Origin of the sequence: Eubacterium sp. SB2 (assembly GCF_001244405.1) — a bacterium.
Lineage (GTDB): Bacteria > Bacillota > Clostridia > Lachnospirales > Lachnospiraceae > Faecalicatena > Faecalicatena contortus_B.
Genome location: NZ_LN865151.1, coordinates 174578 through 189114, shown reverse-complemented (window position 1 = coordinate 189114; position 14537 = coordinate 174578). Strand labels below are relative to the sequence as shown.

10 protein-coding genes are annotated in these 14537 nt (G+C 49.2%); 3 read left to right on the top strand and 7 right to left on the bottom strand.

Features of this window, described 5'->3' with window-relative positions; genetic code table 11:
* Nucleotides 1–161: 161 nt before the first annotated feature.
* Both BN1938_RS05685 and BN1938_RS05680 read right to left on the bottom strand, forming a co-directional pair.
* The gene (locus BN1938_RS05685; RefSeq protein WP_050639670.1) at nt 162–2531 is read right to left on the bottom strand and encodes a glycyl radical protein; all 2370 of its coding nucleotides are present in this window, start codon (nt 2529–2531) and stop codon (nt 162–164) included.
* Nucleotides 2532–2680: 149 nt separating this feature from the next.
* Nucleotides 2681–3625, bottom strand: coding sequence for a glycyl-radical enzyme activating protein (locus BN1938_RS05680; protein WP_050639669.1), 945 nt, complete (start codon nt 3623–3625; stop codon nt 2681–2683).
* A 459-nt stretch (nt 3626–4084) separates the two neighbouring features.
* Here BN1938_RS05680 and BN1938_RS05675 point away from each other — a divergent pair, with 459 nt between their 5' ends.
* On the top strand, nt 4085–4978 hold the full coding sequence (locus BN1938_RS05675) for a LysR family transcriptional regulator (protein WP_050639668.1): 894 nt from the start codon (nt 4085–4087) through the stop codon (nt 4976–4978).
* 168 nt (nt 4979–5146) lie between these two features.
* On the top strand, nt 5147–5797 hold the full coding sequence (locus BN1938_RS05670) for a helix-turn-helix transcriptional regulator (protein WP_050639667.1): 651 nt from the start codon (nt 5147–5149) through the stop codon (nt 5795–5797).
* Between the two features lie 915 nt (nt 5798–6712).
* Here the strand turns inward: BN1938_RS05670 and BN1938_RS05665 are convergent.
* From BN1938_RS05665 to BN1938_RS05645, 5 genes are read right to left on the bottom strand one after another with little or no spacing between them, the layout of a single operon-like run.
* A complete protein-coding gene (locus BN1938_RS05665; protein WP_050639666.1) occupies nt 6713–8278 on the bottom strand; it encodes an FGGY-family carbohydrate kinase in 1566 nt (521 codons plus the stop codon).
* A 47-nt stretch (nt 8279–8325) separates the two neighbouring features.
* Nucleotides 8326–10065 (bottom strand): FAD-binding oxidoreductase, encoded by a 1740-nt coding sequence (locus BN1938_RS05660; RefSeq protein WP_050639665.1) that lies wholly within the window; start codon nt 10063–10065, stop codon nt 8326–8328.
* Nucleotides 10062–10454: a DUF1667 domain-containing protein gene (locus BN1938_RS05655; RefSeq protein WP_050639664.1), complete on the bottom strand. Its 393-nt coding sequence runs from the start codon at nt 10452–10454 to the stop codon at nt 10062–10064. The genes BN1938_RS05660 and BN1938_RS05655 overlap by 4 nt, the downstream gene beginning before the upstream one ends.
* Complete coding sequence (locus tag BN1938_RS05650) at nt 10451–11740, bottom strand: NAD(P)/FAD-dependent oxidoreductase (protein WP_050639663.1); 1290 nt, start codon at nt 11738–11740, stop codon at nt 10451–10453. The genes BN1938_RS05655 and BN1938_RS05650 overlap by 4 nt, the downstream gene beginning before the upstream one ends.
* Entirely contained in the window at nt 11737–13473 is a 1737-nt protein-coding gene (locus BN1938_RS05645; RefSeq protein WP_050639662.1) for an NAD(P)/FAD-dependent oxidoreductase, read from the bottom strand. Before BN1938_RS05645 ends, BN1938_RS05650 begins: the two co-directional genes overlap by 4 nt.
* 398 nt (nt 13474–13871) lie before the next feature.
* On the opposite strand from BN1938_RS05645, the gene BN1938_RS05635 reads away from it, so the two are divergent.
* Nucleotides 13872–14201 (top strand): type II toxin-antitoxin system RelE family toxin, encoded by a 330-nt coding sequence (locus tag BN1938_RS05635; RefSeq protein ID WP_050639660.1) that lies wholly within the window; start codon nt 13872–13874, stop codon nt 14199–14201.
* The last annotated feature ends 336 nt before the right edge of the window (nt 14202–14537 follow it).

The window sequence follows — 14537 nt, the reverse complement described above, 5'->3', positions numbered from 1 at the left end:
CGGGCGGGTCTGCAGCAAGCTGCAGAATAATGTATACCCAAAGGGCACCCCGTAACTCATGCCCTGCGGGCGGATCTGCAGCATAGCTGCAGAATAATGTATACCCCGACGGGGCGGGTTCGCTGCAAGCTGCAAAATAAGCTATGATACGGCCCCATGAATTAACAGCAGTTGGTATGTTCTGTACGCCCGATGATATTTTCCTGTACACGCGGGTCAAGCTCTACGAAGAATGCGGAGTAGCCTGCCACACGCACCATCAGGTTCTTATGGTTCTCCGGATGTGCCTGGGCATCACGCAGGGTCTCCGAATCCACTACATTGATCTGCACATGCTGCCCGCCTGCTTCGCAGTAACCTTTCACAAATGATTCCAGCATTTCCAGCCCTTTCTCGCCCTTTGCAACGGCAGGGTCAAACTTGTGATTTACCAGAACTCCCTTTGGAACCATAATCGTATCCATCTTTCCGATGGAGTTGCCTACTGCGGTCGGGCCATTGCGGTCCATACCGTTGGAAGGTGAAGCATTGTTCGCAAGCGGCTCCCCGTCCATACGTCCGTCCGGCGTAGCGCCTACGACACGTCCCTGCCAGATATTATAAGTCTGGTTCAGAAGGATCAGTTCATACTGGCCAAAGCGGGAATCTTTATGTGCACGGTTTTCTTCTGCACAGTAGGTTACAACCTGGCGGCAGTAATCATCTACTAAATCTTCATCATTGCCGAAGTGCACATATTTATTCAGGAGCATCTGATGCCATTCCTCATGCCCCTCATAATTATTGGCAAGTATCTCAACCAGTTCCGGCAGGGTCAGCAGTTTCTGGCGGAAAACAACCTGGTCAATCGCGGCCAGCGAATCGGCTGCATTAGCCACGCCGCTGATGAAGGTGCCGGTACTGCTGTATTTTGCGCCATCTTTCTGCAGGATGCGGCCCTTTTCAATACAGCCGTCCACTAGGGTAGATGCGAATACCGTCGGACAGATCTGTGAATGAAGTGCGGAACAGATTCCATATGCCTTCAGGTGGTAATCGATGATATAAGACAGCTGTGCCTTATAGGCGTCCATGAATTTTTCCATGGTATCCATCTCTTCCATTGTGCCTGTCTTCGGCCCAAACTGGCGGCCCGTCTTCGGATCCACTCCATTGAACATCGTCAGTTCCAGTACTTTCAGGATATTGATAAATCCGGCAACAGGGCGGAAATCCGTTTTGCCCGGAACCTGTGCCTCTACACATCCCTCAATCGCGTAGTCACGGGCTTCGCGGATATCATTGCATCCATTTGCCAGTACACGCGGAATATTAATATCATCATTGAAGAATGCCGGCTGTCCGAGACCCTTCTGGGTAAGCTTAAGAGCTCTTCTGAAGGTTTCCCTGTCGATCTTCTTGTTATAACGGAAGGAGATCGCAGGCTGTGTCGTCTGTGCCCCGTCCGCAGCCTCTAAGAACAGGTAAGTCAGGCGGTTGCACGCATTCTTACCGTCCGCATCAATCCCGCCGATGGTAAGGTTCGTCCACATTGGGAATCCGGCATAGGCCTCTGCTTCAATATGGTCACGCAGCTCGAATATTTCGGTCCACTTGATCAGCATACATTCGATCATCTCAACGATATCGTCTTCCGTAGCGATTCCCGCCTCAATGTCATGCTGGAAATAGGGATACATAAACTGGTCAAAACGTCCCACTGAATGGTTGTGTCCCGCATTCTCTATCTGATAGATCAAATGAATGAACCAGAAAAACTGCATGGCCTCATAGAATGTCTCCGGCGGGTATTCCGGAACACGTTCGCAGGTGACGGCAATGCGTAAAAGCTCTTCTCTGCGTTTTTCGTCTTCCTCTGTCTGTGCCATTTCACGGGCAAGATCCGCGTAACGGTGTGCGAACATAATCGCTGCATTTAATGTGACCAGCATCCCCTCCCATGTATCCTTCTGCTCCTGGGTAATAAAGTCATAATGCTCTATATGATCCAGCTTTTCCTGAATCTCTTCCATCAATTTACGGAAGCCCTTCTGGAAAATCACATCATACTGCGGCATATGGCTTGCTGTGGAAACGATACGTGAACCGATTGTAATTAAACCGTCCAGGGCGGCCTGCTTCATATCGTCCGGAATCTTACTGTCTACAATCTCTCTGAAACCATGTCCCTTCCATTCCGTACAGATCCGGATCAGTTCCTCTTTGTCTCCGGGGTTCACCCATTCCATATTGTCGGTGGAGCGGGTATCAAAGGTATCGATATCCTCCAGTATCCAGTTTGAGCCCCATTCCGGATATGCGGGAACAGATCTGTATCTCTCACCATGGTCTCCCACAAAAATGGACTGTGGATTGATGAAAATTTTCATGTTTTTCAACAGATATTCCAGCAAATGTGCCTTCCTGGAAATCGGAGATTCAACGGAAGGGGTCCGGTAAAACTCGGTTACCAGTCTGGCTCTGTCCAGGGAAATAGACGGATTGGTGTCGCGCAGCCGCGCCTTTAAGAATTCAACTTTGTTACTGCTCATTGTGTTTCCTCCTTTTTGAAAATTTGTTAAGTTGTTTATCTTATTGAACTTTGGAGCATACTGCTGTACTTCCAAAGTTAGCAATCGCTCACAGGCTTTATTCTGATGCCGTTCCCGATCTATCAGCATAGTGATGTGCCTGGCCCGCCTTACTCATCTGCACTGTTGTCAATGTTATAAAAACATTTCTTTCCTGCAGGAATCAGTATTTCATTAGCCGCTTCCACCAGATGAAGCATATGGCCGGTATCCGGCTCCTCGATATCCGGCAGCGGATATTCGATGTCCAGTATTTTATATTTGTTAATGCCAAGCCTGTGGTATGCAAGCAGTTCGTACCGCCGTACGGCAGTCAGAGTACTGATAAACTGTGCCGTGGTCCGGATATTTTCATCCGAATCATTCCACCCTGGAACAACCGGGGTGCGCACACAGATTTCATTGCCATGGGCGCAGATTTTTTTTAAGTTCTCCAGAATTTCTTCGTTTGGCCTGCCTGTAATCTTCTGGTGCATCCCGCTGTCCATATGCTTGATGTCAAAATAAATAAAATCTATGTAGTCCAGACAGGGGGCAAAAGCTTCATAGTCCCCGCATCCGCAGGTCTCTATCGCAACATTGATGTGATATTCCCTGCATTTCTTTGCAATCGCATACAGGAACCGGGGCTGCATCAAGGTCTCTCCTCCGGAAAATGTTACTCCGCCTCCGGAATGCTCGAAATAAAAGCGATCCTGATAAATGCGCCTGAACAATTCATCTACCGTGTAATCTTGCCCAAACTGCTTTCTCGCCTCGGTGGGACACAGCTGTACACAAAGTCCGCAGGCAGTACACTTTGCCCGGTCGTACTGCATCGCACCCTCTTCGTCCAGAAAGACGGCGCCATTGGGGCATTTCTTCAGGCAGAAACCACATCCCATACAATTGACAGGATTCAGTGTGATTTCCGGCTTAAAGGAGATGCCTTCCGGATTCGCACACCAGAGACAGCGGAGCCCGCAGCCCTTAAAAAAGACCGTGGTACGCATCCCGCGCCCATCCCTGTTACAACATTTTTGAATATTAAAAATCCTGCCTGTCAACGCTTCCATAATCTTCTCTCCCTCGCACGTTTTTTAATAATTAATTATCACTTTGTTCTTCTGCTCTGCTGTTCACTTTTCATTGCATCCTCAAAAAAGTAGTTGTAATTTCAAAACTTTTGCTTTATAATTACTCAATAATTCAAGAATTTCATTTGTTTTTATTTGATTTCGTCGAAATAATCAATCAATTTTTATAAAATTATCGTACCAATAAAATCGTTAAAAATCCAACAAGTAATTTTCATTCTGCTGTTCACTTTTTTTCATAGGGTAAATTTTAATAAAAAAATATTATCATTTTGTTCATAGTGCACGAAACACCAGATCACCTTCCGCGGGGTTATCAGAAATGAAATCGCATGCATGTTCATAAACATATATATCCAGTAAACTTATATGGCTCTTTAGCCATTTGTAAGTGGCTTATAAAAGTTGCCGTTATATTGCACAATTTAGGAGGAATTTATGGATACTGTAAAATACGAAATTTTTCTCAAGGTCCTGGAGCACCGCAGTTTTTCAAAAGCTGCCAATGAACTCGGCTATACGCAGTCCGCGGTCAGCCATTCCATCTCTACCCTTGAAAAATCCTTTGGATTTAAACTTTTAAACCGTGAAAATAATGACATCAGCCTCACACGGGCAGGGATTGATGTGCTCCCTCACATACGCAATATAGTAGACGCACAGAACACGCTGGACTTTACCCTTACTTCTTACCACGAATTTGAATCAGGCACACTATGCATTGCCACAATCCCGAGCCTGGCAATCCAATGCTTCCCGGACCTTCTGCGCCAGTTTAATCTGCAGTATCCAAAAATTCATATTGTAATCATTGACGGCAATTATGAAGAAGTCGAAGAAATGCTTGCCGGCGGCAGGGTGGATTTTGGATTTTCGTCCGTATCTGCAGAGCTTCCTTTTAAGACGATTCCTCTGTTCCGTGAGAGCCTGCAGGCAATCCTTCCCTGCGGCCATCCCCTCACCGAAAAGGAGGCGCTATCCCTGCACGATCTGGAATCGGAGGTATTCATCATGCCGGGTGAAGGACCAAACCATCAGGTTGGGCAGCTGATCCGCAAATATCAGTTAAAACTTAACGTCGTCTACTCCGTTTCCGATGACAACCTGACTGTCTCCATGATCGCCCAGAACCTTGGCGTCAGCATTCTCCCGGAGATGTCCTTTAAAAAATACCTGAACCTTCCTTTTACTGCAAAGCCGCTGATCGAAGAGCCTTTCAGGGAAATACGGATTATATACAATGATCTCAATTCCATCTCTCCGATCAGCCGGGCATTTATCACGTTTGCACAGAACTATTTCCGCCAGTTTCCTGATTCACGGCCGGTATAGAGTAACGTTACACTAACATTTGACATTTTGGGATTATGAGATGCCTTGACCTTGCGTCAAATTCATGATAGGCTGAATTTACCATATGTTGGTAAATGAATATACCAATCAACTATATATGGTTTTCAGTAAGATAGTTAAAAGACAAATTTTATTAAGGTGATGCATATGGATGATCTTATGAATTATTACATGAATCTTGTTCCTTTTTTGGGGGAGGCTCTTGGAAAGAGCTTTGAGGTGGCAGTTCTGGATTGCAGAACAGAAAGTATTGTCGCCATTACAAACAACCATATCAGCGGACGCAGCGTAGGCGCCCCTATGACAGACTTTGCCAAAAAAATGGTCAGCAGCGGAGAATGGAGGAACCGGGATTACATAGCAAGCTATTCAGGTCATACAGAAAATAACAAGCTTCTCCGCTCTTCCACATATTTTATAAAATCCGGTGATACCCTTCTGGGAATGCTCTGTATCAACATGGATACAACAGACTACCAGCTGCTCAGCAACATCGCGCTAATGCTTGGTGGTCTTGAGACAGGAAAAGCAAAGGTTGCCAACAGCGATAATTCAGACAGTGAAACCTTTCAGGACAGTGTCTCTAATGCGATTGCCCAGACACTGCACGGCCTGTACCATGAGGACGTCCCTACAGAGTTTTCAAGAAATGACAGGATAGCAATCCTTTCTAAACTCCAGGAAAAAAAGGTCTTCCTGGTCAAAGGATCGGTTCCGCGGATTGCACGCATTCTGGGATGCAGCATACCTACTGTGTATAGGGAACTTGCACATCTGAAAAACTTACCGGACCAATAAATCGGGATTTAGTCGGCTAGCTTTAGACTTGTCGACGGATGGGGACGCTTCATGACAGGGAGGCCGGGGAGGTGCCGGGGCTGTATATGCCGTTGCGATATGCACCCGTGCTGCTAAGTGTTTCTAGAACAGCCGCTGCCGGATAGGCGGGTACGCTGAACACATCACGGGAAATCTGATGATTTCCCGCGCTGGGTTCAGCAACAACTTGATTTGGAGATCAAGTTGTTCCCCGCCTATCCGGCAGCGGCTGTTCAAGAATCACTAAGCGCACTCCAGCATATCGCAACGGCATATACAGCCCCGGCACCTCCCCGGCCTCCCTGTCATGAAGCTGGCTCATCCAATCGGCAGAAAAACTCGCCAACCGGGTGGGATCCCGGACCAGGGCAGCGGATGTGGATTGGGTATGCGTGTCTTTTCATCTTCAAGATGCGTATTGAATTATTTTGATACTGGAACCGTATCCCCTTGCTTATGTACACCTAATGGGGACATAAAAGTCCCGCCAATTCTATATCCATACGCTGCCCCCGTTTGAGGCCCCTCCTTAGAAACGAGCTTTTTCCTGCCGGTTGGATGCGCCAGCTCCATGAAGGGATAGCCGAAAGCCTCCCGGAGAACATCCATGTCCTTTCAAAAACGCTCTAAGCGGGCCTTAGAAATTCTTGGTGGGAAACAGCCCTGAAAATGGAGAGATTTTTGGATTCCGAATCCAAAAATCAGCTGACCCAGCGCGAGAAATCATCGGATTTCTCGTGATGTGTCAGTGGTGCTCCATTTTCAGGGCTGTTTCCCGCCTAGAATTTCTTAGGTCCGCGGCCGCATTTTTGAAAGGACATGGATGTTCTCCGGGAGGCTTTCGGCTATCCCTTCATGGAGCGCCCCCATCCGTGCCGCGACTAAAGCGCGTCACTAACTCCCGATTTTCTTGTGATATATTTCATGCAGCTTTTCGTATAGCGGCACCAGCTTCCCGTATATATTTTGATACACATCATGATAAAGATCGTGATATATTCGGTGTTGATTCATATCCGGTTCAAATACATCTTTCAGGTGCACCATAGACTCCTGCGCTTCCTCGTAATTTATAAACTCTCCCATGCCTACGAATGCCGCCATAGCACTCCCTATTCCAGTGGCCTCATGGCTCTGCATTCGTTTGACCGGTATGCCGAACATGTCGGCCGTGATCTGGCAGATTTCATCGCTTTGGGATCCTCCGCCTCCCAGCCTGATCTCTTTGAATGTGTGGCCGGAACGTTTTTCCAGTAAGCGCATGCCGTCCATCAGGGCGAAGTTGATGCCTTCTATGATTGCGCGGTACAGATGAATCCTTGTGTGCTGGTCGGAGAATCCTATGATGGCTCCTCTGGCTACCGGCATCGTCACGTTTGGTGTGAAGTAGGGCTGGAAGAGGAGGCCGCCGCAGCCTGCCGGAACCTCTTTCAGACGCTTGTTCAGCAGCTGTTCTGCAGTTACGCCCAGCAGCTCCGCCTGTTTTACCTCTTTTTCGGCAAATTCTTTTTTGAACCAGGATATCAGCCAGTATCCCCTGTAAATCTCGATTTCCGGGTTGTACCAGCCAGGGATTACGGACGGATAAGGCGGAATAAAACGCTCCGGTTCGAGGTAGCGGCTGATGTTGAATGTGATTGTGGCTGTGGTGCCGAACCCAATGGCGGCTTTCTCCTTGGAAATGCAGCCCAGGCCCAGTATTTCACAGGCTTTGTCTGAGCCGGATGCCAGCACCGGAAGTCCTTCCCTGAGGCCGGTATCCTCCGCCGCCTTCCTCGTAATATTCCCCAATAGATCCCCGGATTCCCTGACCTCGCAAAGCTTATCCGGTTCCACATCGAATACCGGGCGGGTCAGAGCCCCTTTCCGCTGCCAGTTCCTGCACTGGCTGTCTATCGGTAGGCGCCCCACCAGGCAGGCTGCTGCATCCGTCATATTGCCCGTCAGGAGAAATGTCAGATAACCGCTGAGCAGAAGATATTTCTCTGTCCTGGCCCAGATATCCGCCTCTTTCTGCATGATCCAGTTGCAGTGTGCTTTCTGGTACTGGACTTTTGCAGTCTCTTCCATCCCTACGGCCTTAAGCATCATCCGTGTGACCTGTGAAAACTTGGGGCCGCCTTCCGCTTTTCTTTTGTCCAGCCAGACGATTGCAGGGCGCAGGGGCTTTCCCACTTTATCCACACAAATAACCGTGTCGCGGATCGTCGTCACAGAAACGGCTTCAATCCGATCCCACAGGCTGGTTTCAGCCTTTAATTTCTGCGCAGCTTCACAGATACTGCGGTAATAAAAGTCCGCATCCTGCTCGGCCCAGTCAGGTTCTCTGGAAATGTAGGGCGGATCATGCCTGATCTGTCCCTTTCCCAGTATCTCCCCCCGGTTGTTGATCAACAGAGCGCGGGAACTCTGGGTTCCCACATCAAAGGTCAGTACGATCCTTTCTTCTTTTACTCCCATGGTCTTCCCTCCATAAGGATACGCTTATTTCACCAGTCCCGGATGTCCTAATGAATATCCTCTCTCAAAAAGCGCTTTTCCTCTTCCGGCAGATCCAGCCCCAGCGTCCCGCCCGGATTCATGTTATATCCGGGGTCAAAATAATTCTTCAGGGCGCGGATGACGCCATACTCATTGCGTCCAATCTGGCCTTCCAGCCACGGTGCGAACATCTTTCCGATGCCATGATGATGGCTCATGGCTGCCCCGGACTTCTGAATTGCATCCAGAATAGTTGCATGATATGCCTTAAATGCCTCTGCATCGTCCATTCGTGTGATGAAAATAAAATACAGATTGGCCCCCTGCGGATAACAGTGGGACATATGCGTTGTTACAATCGTATTAGGCAGGGCATGGCAGACCTTGCGCACCTCTTCATGCACCCTGCCCATATTGGACCAGTTCACGGAGCACTCCAGCGTGTCTGTCATAATGCCAAAGTCCAGCAGCGTATCTCTGAGATACGGATCTGTAAACCTGCCCTTTTCCCAGCTCTTTGTCACGAAAGAAGTCAGGCTCATTCCGCCGTACTCCTTTGCGATTCTGCGGATATTTTTAGCCACATTTTCGGAAAATCCCTTCTCCCCATCCGTAAATCCCAGGAACAGGCAGCGCTCCATGTCCGCATATCCGCGGGTATCCAGCAGTTTCCACAGGGGCGTTTCGTCTACATTATAGAGCCGGAGCATCAGATTCGTTTCTTCCGGGTCAGACAGGCGGAATACAGAGGAGTATCCGGCCTCGCACTGCATCATTTCCCTTGCCGCCTCCTGGGCGGTCTTCCAGTCTTTGAATATATAAGAAAACCGTTTTCTGTTCTCTGGCATATACCGGAACACTTTCAGCGTCACCTCTGTCAGTACGCCGAAAGTCCCCTCGCTTCCCATCATAATCTCATTCAGGTTCGGGCCGGTTGCCTCCCGTGGATAATGACTGGTCTGCATATTTCCGATTGGCGTCGCATATTTCTGGGAAAGCACAATATCGGTAATACATCCATAATAGGTACTGTTCTGCCCTGCCCCCCTGGTAACGACCCAGCCGCCCACGCTGCTGTACTCAAAGGACTGCGGAAAATGGCCGCAGGTATAGGCGCGTTTTGCACCCATGAGTTTCTGGGCATGATTCAGCGCTCTTTCCAGTTTCGGTCCGGACATGCCGCTCTGCACGGTGATTGTCTGGTCCTTCTCATTGAAAGAGACGATCTTGTTATAGCGTTTTCGCATATCCAGGGAAACTCCGCCCTTTACCGGTTCCACGCCGCGGGTCACACTGCTTCCTCCTCCGTACACATAAAGAGGGATACTGTGTTTTGTGCAGTATGCTACGATCTCTTCGATCTGCTTCGTGGTGCCCGGATATACAACCACATCGGGCAGATTTTCAATCTTGCGCTGTCTCAGCCTGGCCGCATCATAACCGGTCTTCCCGTATGCCACTGCAAGCCTTGGGTAATCCTCCGCGGTAACGAATTCCTGTCCCACAATTTTCTTCAACGCTTCCATATGCTCCTGCGCCAGATCACACGGAACGTCCAGCTTCACCGGATCCATCCCAATGTCTCCGTCATAAGAACTGAAATCCTCATCCGTCATATTAAATATCTGTTTCATCATTTTATAAAGGGATTCCTTCGGATACTTCACATATTCCGGATCCCCCCACCGGAAAATAGATCTGTAACTATCCTTTGGCGCAGGTGTTTTCACCCATTTTGGTTCAAAATCTTTGTACGGCTTGCTCATAGCTGCTCTTCTCCCTTCTGGCATATACTGTTCTCTTCTTTTAGAATACCGCTCGTCACGATCACGTCCACACCAAGTCCCAGCACATTTCTAATGACCGGAGTGCCCGCTGCAAATCTGTCCCGGACCGTCACTTTATTAATTTCCCTCATCACATCAAAAATCCGTTCTTTCGGAATCTCCGCCGAAACCCGCACGGAGATCACAGGCGCTTCCGGAAAAACCGTGCTCACAGTGGTGCTGATTGTGCGCATGGGATGCGTCATTTCTTCTATGGCAAAGTGTTCTCCCCTTTTACACTGGTTGCCCCGGACAATCCATTTTCCGTCTTTCTCCTCTGCTTCAAGGCGGCATCCGTTCGGGCATACAATACAGGTTAACTCTTTCATGCTCCCGCCTCCTTTCGGACTGCAGCTTCAATCCTGCTGCCCGGCGCTACCCCGAACAGGCTCAGCTCCAATTCCAGCCGTTCCATCTCCGGCGGCTTCAGATTCCGGTACTTTTTGATAAAGACCTCTTTTCCATTCACGGTGAACACAAAGTTTCCAACTGCAACACTCTCCCTGCTGCGGAAATAGAAAACCACCTTCTCACCGCCTGTACCTATGCGCAGCTTCTGTGGAACAATGTACTGCAGGGAAGAATCCACGGACAGCTCCAGCTCCGCTGCCTTTTCGGCTGTACCGCTGCCGCCGCAGGGTGCTTCAAATGCGTATTTTGCGGCGGCAGTTCCAGCCAGTTCGCCGCTCTCAGACACATAGTCCACCAGATCATTGACATGCAGTGCGTTCCCACATGAGAAAGCGCCTGCAGTCTCCGTCATGAAATGATTATCGCAGAAAGGACCCTTTGTACGGCTGTCCAGCCTGATCCCCAGTTTTTCCGCCATTTCATTCTCTGGTATCAAACCCACAGACAAAATTAATGCATCGCATGCTATTCTTTTTTTGGTGGATTCTATTGGGTTCATATGCTCATCCACTTCCGCCACCTCTACTGCCGTCAGTCGTCCCTCCCCGAATACTCTTGTGACCGTATGGGACAAATGAAGAGGAATATCGTAATCCTCCAGGCATTGCACAATATTTCTCGTAAGTCCCGAGGGCTGCGGCTTCACCTCGTAGACTCCCAGCACCCGGGCGCCTTCCAGCGTCAGCCGCCTTGCCATGATCAGTCCGATATCACCACTGCCCAGAATCACACAGCGCTCTGTCGGCATCTTCCCCTGCAGATTCACAAAGTGCTGGGCCGTTCCAGCCGTCATAATTCCAGCCGGGCGGGTACCGTGAATCTGCACCTGCTTTGCCGTTCTCTCCCTGCAGCCCGTGGCAAGTACCAGCGCTTTTGCCATGTACTGCTGCACACCCCGCCGGTTTACAGCTGTCAGCGCAAACACTCTGTCCTTCTTTTCCATCTTTGTTACAAAGGTCAGAAGCTCTGCTTCTATTTTCCTTTCCCGGAATTCGCCTAGAAAACGTTCCACATATTCCGGCCCGGAGAGCTTCTCTCCAAAGCGAACCAGCCCAAAGCCATCATGGATGCACTGCTTCAAAATACCGCCCAGCCTTGCCTCTCTCTCTAGCAGCAGAACTTTTGCCCCCTGCTTATCCGCCGATATGGCTGCCGCCAGACCTGCGGGGCCGCCGCCGATTATTATGACATCATACGCTTTCATATCTCTGCCGCCTCCCCCGACTTTTGTATTTTCTTCGTATCGCGCAGAAGGATTTCGGTTCCCTCCCCTGCTTTTCTCACCTGCTCTTCCGGAACCCGCAGATATTCACTGATGATCTTCGTCACAAGAGGCATGCAGAATCCTCCCTGGCATCTCCCCATCCCCGGTCGGACCCTTTTTTTAATCCCATCAACCGTAGGTACACATATCGGAGACTTCAGGGCATCCAGTATTTCCCCTTTACTGATTTCTTCACAACGGCAGACGATCTCTCCATAATCAGGATTTTCCCGGATCAGGTGGTTCCTTTCTTCATCAGAAAGCCTGCTCAGAACCGGAGGCGCCTTGCGCACGGGATCAAAATCCGGATTGGGCTCTACTTTCCTCTTCTTTTCCAGTGCTTCCACTACCATCTTTTCGACGTCCAGCGCCACTGCCGGCGCCGTCGTCAGCCCCGGTGACTGTATGCCGGCACAGTGGATCAGGTTCCGGGTTTTATGTCCCTTTTCAATAATAAAATCTTCCTCAAAGGTCGCGGCCCTGACGCCGGTAAAATAGGTAATAATATCACGTTCACTCAGTGCTTTCGCAGTCATTTTCTGTTTTGCAAAGACGGCATCAATGCTGTTTTTGCTTGTGGCATAATTCTCTTTTTCCGGCGTCTCTACCGCATTGGGCCCGACCAGCAGATTATCATGTACTGTGTGGAGGATTCCGCCTCCCTTTGTGTGAGAGGCGTTCGTCTTCCATGTTTTTATGGATGAGATACCCATTACAAGAGAGCCTGCCTTCTTATCCAGTATGGAGTTCGTTCCCCGCCTCGGGTGAATCGAATAAAACCTGTCGCCCGCCATTTTAGCAATGTCTTCGGCAAGCACTCCTGCCGCGTTGACCACGATTTCAGGATAAATCCTGCCCCTGTTTGTCTCCACGGAAACGATCTTTCCGTCTGTCAGTTCCATTCCCAGCACCGCCGTGTTCAAAGATATCCTGGCTCCGTTCTCCACCGCATTTTCCCCATAGGCGATCGTGAGTCCGTACGGGCAGACACAGCCAGCCGAGGAATTGTACATGGCAAACTTAAATTCCGGATTCAGATTCGGCTCTCTGTCTGCCAGTTCTTTTCTGCTCATCATGCGGGTATCCGTCACTTTACATATGTGTTTTCTCTGCCAGGCATAGGCCCATACGGCAGGATACATCCACCAGTCTGTGAAACCGACATACTGCCCGCAGCGCTCGAAAGGAACACTTAAGTCTCTGCAGACCCTGTCATACATCTTATTGCCAAGCAGGACATAATGCTGCTTTAGGCTGCCCTTATTCAAATCCACTCCCGGATGGACCTCCCCGTCATTCCTGCCGGACGCCTGCACAGCCAGATCCGCCTCTTTGTCTACAAGCAGAATGTCCAGTTTCCATTTAGACAGTTCTCTTGCAATACTCGTTCCCGAAATACCGCCCCCGATGATCAGGACATCCGGACGGCTCCCCTCCAGCGACTGGTCCCGAAACGACGGAAGCCGCACAGGAGGTCTTTCTGCTCCCTCCAGACAGATATCATTTACCACATGCATGCCGGACTTTTTGTCCACACACATACAGCATGCCGCCACGATATCATCCCAGCTCTTCAACTGCCCGGAGACGACGATACATCCATCCTCCACCCGAACCGTGACGGCGGAACCATAACGGCTGCCAAGCTTCTTTCGAAGCGATTTAACATTCATGAAATCCCTTCCTTCCCCTTTTATTCCGATATCTCCGGACGCCCACCCGAAGCCGTTTTATTTTCTGTATGATGATGTTTCTACGCATCTATTTTCATACTATTTATACCATATTGACATTATACGTCAAATTATCAGACATTTCCACCCCAACTTTTGTAGAGGGGGGGGTGGGTGACAGAGATGTTACTGTTCAGACCGTGCCGTGCACCTTGCTGCACGGCATCAGAGCCAATGAAGTGATGGTCTCGGGGCATCTGGTCTCCGCTCTGTTTCGGTCCGTGCTTAACATGCGCTACCGGCGCATAGCCCCCCTCGCCGAAGGCGACCCATGAGGCAATGGCGGACCTCGGAATCTCCGAAGCCGAACTGAATGAAGCGGAGGATGTGGAAATCGAATGAGATATCAAATCAACTTCCTTCCCGAAGCAATCGATGACATGAAAAAGCTGAACCACTCTGTCCACCCGCAGGTTGCCAAGGGAATCCAAAAGGTGAGCGAAAACCCCGTCTCCATTCACCAGGGAGGCTATGGAAAGCTACTTGGAAATAAAGACGGAATAAGTCTGTCCGGTCTTTATAAAATTAAATTCCGTGGAATCGGAATTCGTGTTGTCTACTCGTTGGAAGAACACGATGGCATTATGAACATCATCGTTGTATCCGTAAGAGCCGATAACCAGGTATACCAGGAAGCCGCCAAACGAAGAAACAAACACGGACTTTAGAAAACATCCTGCCTGTCAGGGTGTTTTTCTATGTCTTTCCTCTGTAATCTGCACAAGCCTCCGTTCAAAGCTTTGTGTATGTTATGCCTCCGAATTGACTGGATAATTATACGAATACGATTTAACATGGCGCAGATGAGAAAAACTGGCGATGAAAAACAAAACCTTTTTTATGGCGCAAAAAAAGACCGCAGGAATCCATTGGTCGGATTTCCTACGGTCTGAAATTTTATGACCATCACATGGAGCATGCCCCGGTGGATGTTTTATTCGCTTTTTAAAAGTACTTGCTATTACATAACACATATATTTTACATTTATCTTAAATTGCTATAA

Bases quoted from the DNA above. Each gene is read 5' to 3' on its own strand.
- BN1938_RS05680 (WP_050639669.1), bottom strand. From the start codon at position 3,625: ATGGAAGCGTTGACAGGCAGGATTTTTAATATTCAAAAATGTTGTAAC.
- BN1938_RS05670 (WP_050639667.1), top strand. From the start codon at position 5,147: ATGGATGATCTTATGAATTATTACATGAATCTTGTTCCTTTTTTGGGG.
- BN1938_RS05645 (WP_050639662.1), bottom strand. From the start codon at position 13,473: ATGAATGTTAAATCGCTTCGAAAGAAGCTTGGCAGCCGTTATGGTTCC.
- BN1938_RS05655 (WP_050639664.1), bottom strand. From the start codon at position 10,454: ATGAAAGAGTTAACCTGTATTGTATGCCCGAACGGATGCCGCCTTGAA.
- BN1938_RS05635 (WP_050639660.1), top strand. From the start codon at position 13,872: ATGAGATATCAAATCAACTTCCTTCCCGAAGCAATCGATGACATGAAA.
- BN1938_RS05650 (WP_050639663.1), bottom strand. From the start codon at position 11,740: ATGAAAGCGTATGATGTCATAATAATCGGCGGCGGCCCCGCAGGTCTG.
- BN1938_RS05665 (WP_050639666.1), bottom strand. From the start codon at position 8,278: ATGGGAGTAAAAGAAGAAAGGATCGTACTGACCTTTGATGTGGGAACC.
- BN1938_RS05685 (WP_050639670.1), bottom strand. From the start codon at position 2,531: ATGAGCAGTAACAAAGTTGAATTCTTAAAGGCGCGGCTGCGCGACACC.
- BN1938_RS05660 (WP_050639665.1), bottom strand. From the start codon at position 10,065: ATGAGCAAGCCGTACAAAGATTTTGAACCAAAATGGGTGAAAACACCT.
- BN1938_RS05675 (WP_050639668.1), top strand. From the start codon at position 4,085: ATGGATACTGTAAAATACGAAATTTTTCTCAAGGTCCTGGAGCACCGC.